Below are 4332 nucleotides of genomic sequence, written 5' to 3'. Positions count from 1 at the left end.
GTCCGCCGCGCCTATGTGCGCAGTGTTGCCGGCAACGAGATGGTGGCGCTGCTGACGGACGCGAAGGCGACCGCGGAATCCACCGCGCAGCTTGCGGTCAAGCTCGGCGAGACCGGCTCGATCAACAAGCTCGACCAGGCCCGCGAGCAGGTGTTTTACGCCGAAACCACCGCCGACCTCGCCACCGCACGGCAGAGCACAGCGAGCGCACGCGAAAGGCTCGCGCGCCTGATGGGCCTGTGGGACGGCGGCCTCGACTTCCGTCTTCCCAATCAACTGCCGCCGCTGCCGCGCCGGCCGCAGGGACTGCCCTCGATCGAAGCCGACGCCGTGGCCCATCGCATCGACCTGCAGATCGCACGGCTGGAGCTGAATGCGCTGGCGAAGGCGCTGAATCTGACCGAAGCGACGCGCTTCGTCACCCTGCTCGATCTCGCCGGCATCTCCCGTCGCACCCAGGATCCGGAAGGTGCCCCGTTCCGCGAGCGCGGCTTCGACGTCCAATTCCAGATCCCGATCTTCGATGGCGGCGAGGTGCGGGTGCGGCAGGCGGCGGAGACCTACAATCTCGCCTTCAACCGCCTCACCGAGCGCGCCGTCAACGTGCGCTCCGAGGCGCGCGATGCTTATCGCGTCTATCGCTCGACCTTCGATATCGCCAGCCACTACCAGCGCGAGATCATCCCCTTGCGCAAGATCATCACCGAGGAGATGCAGCTGCGCTTCTCCAGCATGCAGGTCGACATTTTCGCGCTGCTCACCGAGGCACGGCAGCGCCTGGCATCGCTGCGCGGTGCGATCGAGGCCCGGCAAAGCTTTTTCCTCGCCCAGTCCGACTTGCAGACCGCCGTCAATGGCGGCGGCACGCCTGCCGCCGGCGGCGACACGTCAACCACCATCGCCGCGGCAGCACCTGCCGATGCTGGCGGCCACTGAGATGGAGACCAAAATGTTTTCGCGCCGAGGATTTTTAGGCAGCGCCGCGCTGGCCAGCGCGTCGGTCGTCAGCGGCCGCGTGCAGGCCGCGTCGATTCCGGAAGCTGCGCATATGGACAAGGTGGTGATGCAGCCGCCGCTGCATCCCATTGCCGGCCCCGATTATCGTCCCGTGGTGACGCTGAACGGCTGGTCGCTGCCGTTCCGGATGAATGGCGACTGGAAGGAATTCCATCTCGTCGCCGAGCCCGTGGTGCGCGAATTCGCCGAGGGCATGAAGGTGAATCTGTGGGGCTACAACGGCCAGTCGCCGGGCCCGACGATCGAGGCGGTCGAAGGCGACAAGGTCCGAATCTTCGTCACCAACAGACTGCCCGAATACACCACCGTACACTGGCACGGCATGATCATCCCGAGCGGCATGGACGGCGTCGGCGGACTGACCCAGCCGCACATCCAGCCCGGCAAGACCTTCGTCTACGAGTTCGAGATGAAGAAGAGCGGGACCTTCATGTACCACCCGCATTCCGACGAGATGGTGCAGATGGCGATGGGCATGATGGGCATGGTCGTCGTGCATCCGCGCGATCCAAACTTCCGTCCCGTCGACCGCGACTTCGTCTTCGTGATGAGCACTTATCGCGTCGACCCCGGCACCTATCTGCCGCACGTCAACGAGATGACCGATTTCAACATGTGGACCTGGAATGCGCGGGTGTTTCCCGGCATCGATCCCTTGCCGGTCCGGCTCGGCGACAAGGTGCGCGTGCGCATCGGCAATCTCAGCATGACCAACCATCCGATCCATCTGCACGGCCACAGTTTTGCGGTGACCTGCACCGACGGCGGCTGGATTCCCGAGAGCGCGCAATATCCGGAAACGACGACCGATGTGCCGGTCGGCGCGGTCAGGGTGTTCGACGTGCTTGCCGACAATCCCGGTGACTGGGCGTTTCATTGCCACAAGTCGCATCACACCATGAACGCGATGGGACACGATGTGCGCAACCTGATCGGCGTGTCGCGCAAGGATCTCGCCAAGGCCGTCGGCAAGCTCGCGCCTGACGGCATGGCGATGGGCTCGACCGGCATGGCGATGGGCAACATGGAGATGCCGACGCCCGACAACACGCTGCCGATGATGACCGGCACCGGCCAGTTCGGGCCGATCGAGATGGGCGGCATGTTCACGGTGATGAAGATCCGCGAAGACCTCGCGCGCGACGATTACCGCGACCCCGGCCCGTACAAATTCCCGCAAGGCACCGTCGCCTACGAGGTGGCGGCGCCGGCCGCAGAGCCGGCCCGGCAGAAACCGGGCAGCCCGCCGATGAAGCACAAGATGTGAGCGTTTCGATGAACCACCAACTGGAGACCACGATGAAGACCACGATCAAACTCGGCCTCGCGCTGGCTGCGCTGTCGACTGCGCCGGCCTTTGCCCACGACCAGCATGGGCACGGCAACTTTTCGGCCGGCGAGCCCGGCAATCCCAAGAAACCCGCACGCACGATCGAGATCTTGCTGAACGAGATGGACTACACACCCGCCAGGATCGAGGTCAAACGCGGCGAGCAGGTCCGCTTCGTGCTGCGCAATGTCGGCAAGGAGGACCACGAATTCCTGCTCGCCACCACCAAGGAGAATCTCACGCATGCCGTGGAGATGAAGAAGCATCCGCACATGGAGCATGACGACCCCAACGGCGTGCGCCTCGCCCCGAGCAAGACGGCCGAGATCCTCTGGAAATTCAGCAAGCCCGGCACGTTCGAATATTCGTGCCTGATCCCCGACCACCGCGACAACGGCATGGTCGGCCACGTCACCGTCAAATAAGCAATGGAGTCTCCCATGAACCGCATCATCCGTATCACTGCCGCGCTGGCACTGACGTTGAGCGTTACCACTGGAGCCTTGGCGGCCGCGGCAGCCTCGATCAACGGCGAGGTCAAGAAGATCGACGAGGGCGCGGGCAAGATCACGCTCAAGCACGGACCGGCGAAGAGCCTCGGCATGGAGGAGCCCATGACCATGGTCTACCGCGTCAAGGATCCCGCGATGCTGAAGCAGGTGAAGGTCGGCGACAAGGTGACCTTCGAGGCCGAGGAGGCGGCGTCGGGGTACACGGTGACCAAGATGGACAAGGCGAGGTAGTCCACTGTCATTCCGGGGCGCGCCCCTTGGCGCGAACCCCGGAATGACGGGCTAAATCGCCCGCCCCGCCCTCCGCCCACCCCCGCGTTAACCCTTTGCTAACCATACACCCGGCAAGAATTGCCGAGTGAAGTCGAGTGTCGTCAGCCGCGTAAAACGGGAGGAACCCCGTGGACGCCAGTGCGGTGCCTCACTTTCGGAACGGCGGCCCTTCGGCCGCCGCACAGACGTTTGGGGCGCGCGGACGGCAGTCGCGCGGGGAGGCAGCTACCATGGTCGACGTCACCGCGGGACAGGGCGTAGGCACCGCAAGGCCCGGCATCCCCTCCCTCAACGAGATCGTCACCATCCTCAAGCGCGGCGACATCGCGCTGGCGCTGGGCGTGCTCACCATCCTGGTGGTGCTGATCCTGCCCCTGCCCGCGCTCGTGCTGGACCTGTTCCTGGCGATCTCGATCACGCTCTCGATCTTGATCCTGATGACGTCGCTGTTCATCCAGACGCCTTTGGAATTCTCGGCCTTCCCGACCGTCCTCTTGATCTCGACCATGCTGCGCCTGTCGCTCAACATGGCCTCGACCCGCCTGATCCTGTCGCACGGGCACGAGGGCACGGCCGCCGCCGGTCACGTCATCGAAGCCTTCGGCAGCTTCGTGATGGGCGGCAATTTCGTCATCGGCATCATCGTCTTCGCGATCCTGATCATCGTCAATTTCGTCGTCATCACCAAGGGTTCGGGCCGCATCGCCGAAGTCGCCGCCCGCTTCCACCTCGACGCCATGCCCGGCAAGCAGATGGCGATCGACGCCGACCTCGGCGCCGGCCTGATCGACGAGAAGGTCGCCAAGGAGCGGCGCAAGGAGCTGGAGGACGAGAGCGGCTTCTTCGGCGCCATGGACGGTGCTTCCAAATTCGTCCGGGGCGATGCCATCGCCGGCCTCCTGATCGTCTTCATCAACGTCGTCGGCGGCATGATCATCGGCGTGGCGCAGCAGGGCATGTCCTTCGCCGATGCCGGGCGCAGCTACACGCTGCTGACCGTCGGTGACGGCCTCGTCACCCAGGTGCCGGCGCTGATCGTCTCGACCGCGGCCGGCCTGCTCGTCTCCAAGGCCGGCGTCTCCGGCGCTGCCGACAAGGCGCTGATGAAGCAGTTCTCCGGCTATCCGCAGGCGCTCGCGATGTCCGCGGCAGTGATGCTGGTGCTGGCGGCGCTGCCGGGCATTCCGACCATCCCGTTCC

Annotated in this window: 5 protein-coding genes; all 5 read left to right on the top strand. The window is 65.0% G+C overall.

Translation table 11 applies throughout. The features are described from left to right. Positions 1-936, top strand: a 936-nt coding sequence (locus tag MOV74_RS32335) for a TolC family protein (RefSeq protein WP_246931055.1), incomplete at its 5' end; no start/stop codon positions are given. Positions 937-949: 13 nt separating this feature from the next. After that, positions 950-2284 (top strand): copper oxidase, encoded by a 1335-nt coding sequence (locus MOV74_RS32330; protein WP_246931054.1) that lies wholly within the window; start codon positions 950-952, stop codon positions 2282-2284. Positions 2285-2316: 32 nt separating this feature from the next. Beyond that, positions 2317-2772 (top strand): cupredoxin domain-containing protein, encoded by a 456-nt coding sequence (locus MOV74_RS32325; RefSeq protein ID WP_246931056.1) that lies wholly within the window; start codon positions 2317-2319, stop codon positions 2770-2772. Positions 2773-2787: 15 nt separating this feature from the next. Then, positions 2788-3090 (top strand): copper-binding protein, encoded by a 303-nt coding sequence (locus MOV74_RS32320; protein ID WP_246931053.1) that lies wholly within the window; start codon positions 2788-2790, stop codon positions 3088-3090. Positions 3091-3362: 272 nt separating this feature from the next. Further along, positions 3363-4332, top strand: a 970-nt coding sequence (locus MOV74_RS32315; RefSeq protein WP_246931052.1) for an FHIPEP family type III secretion protein, incomplete at its 3' end; no start/stop codon positions are given.

The sequence above is a fragment of the Bradyrhizobium sp. SHOUNA76 genome, from assembly GCF_023006445.1.
GTDB lineage: Bacteria > Pseudomonadota > Alphaproteobacteria > Rhizobiales > Xanthobacteraceae > Bradyrhizobium.
Note: the sequence above shows the minus strand (reverse complement) of the source record. Positions and strands in the feature narration are given on the sequence as shown.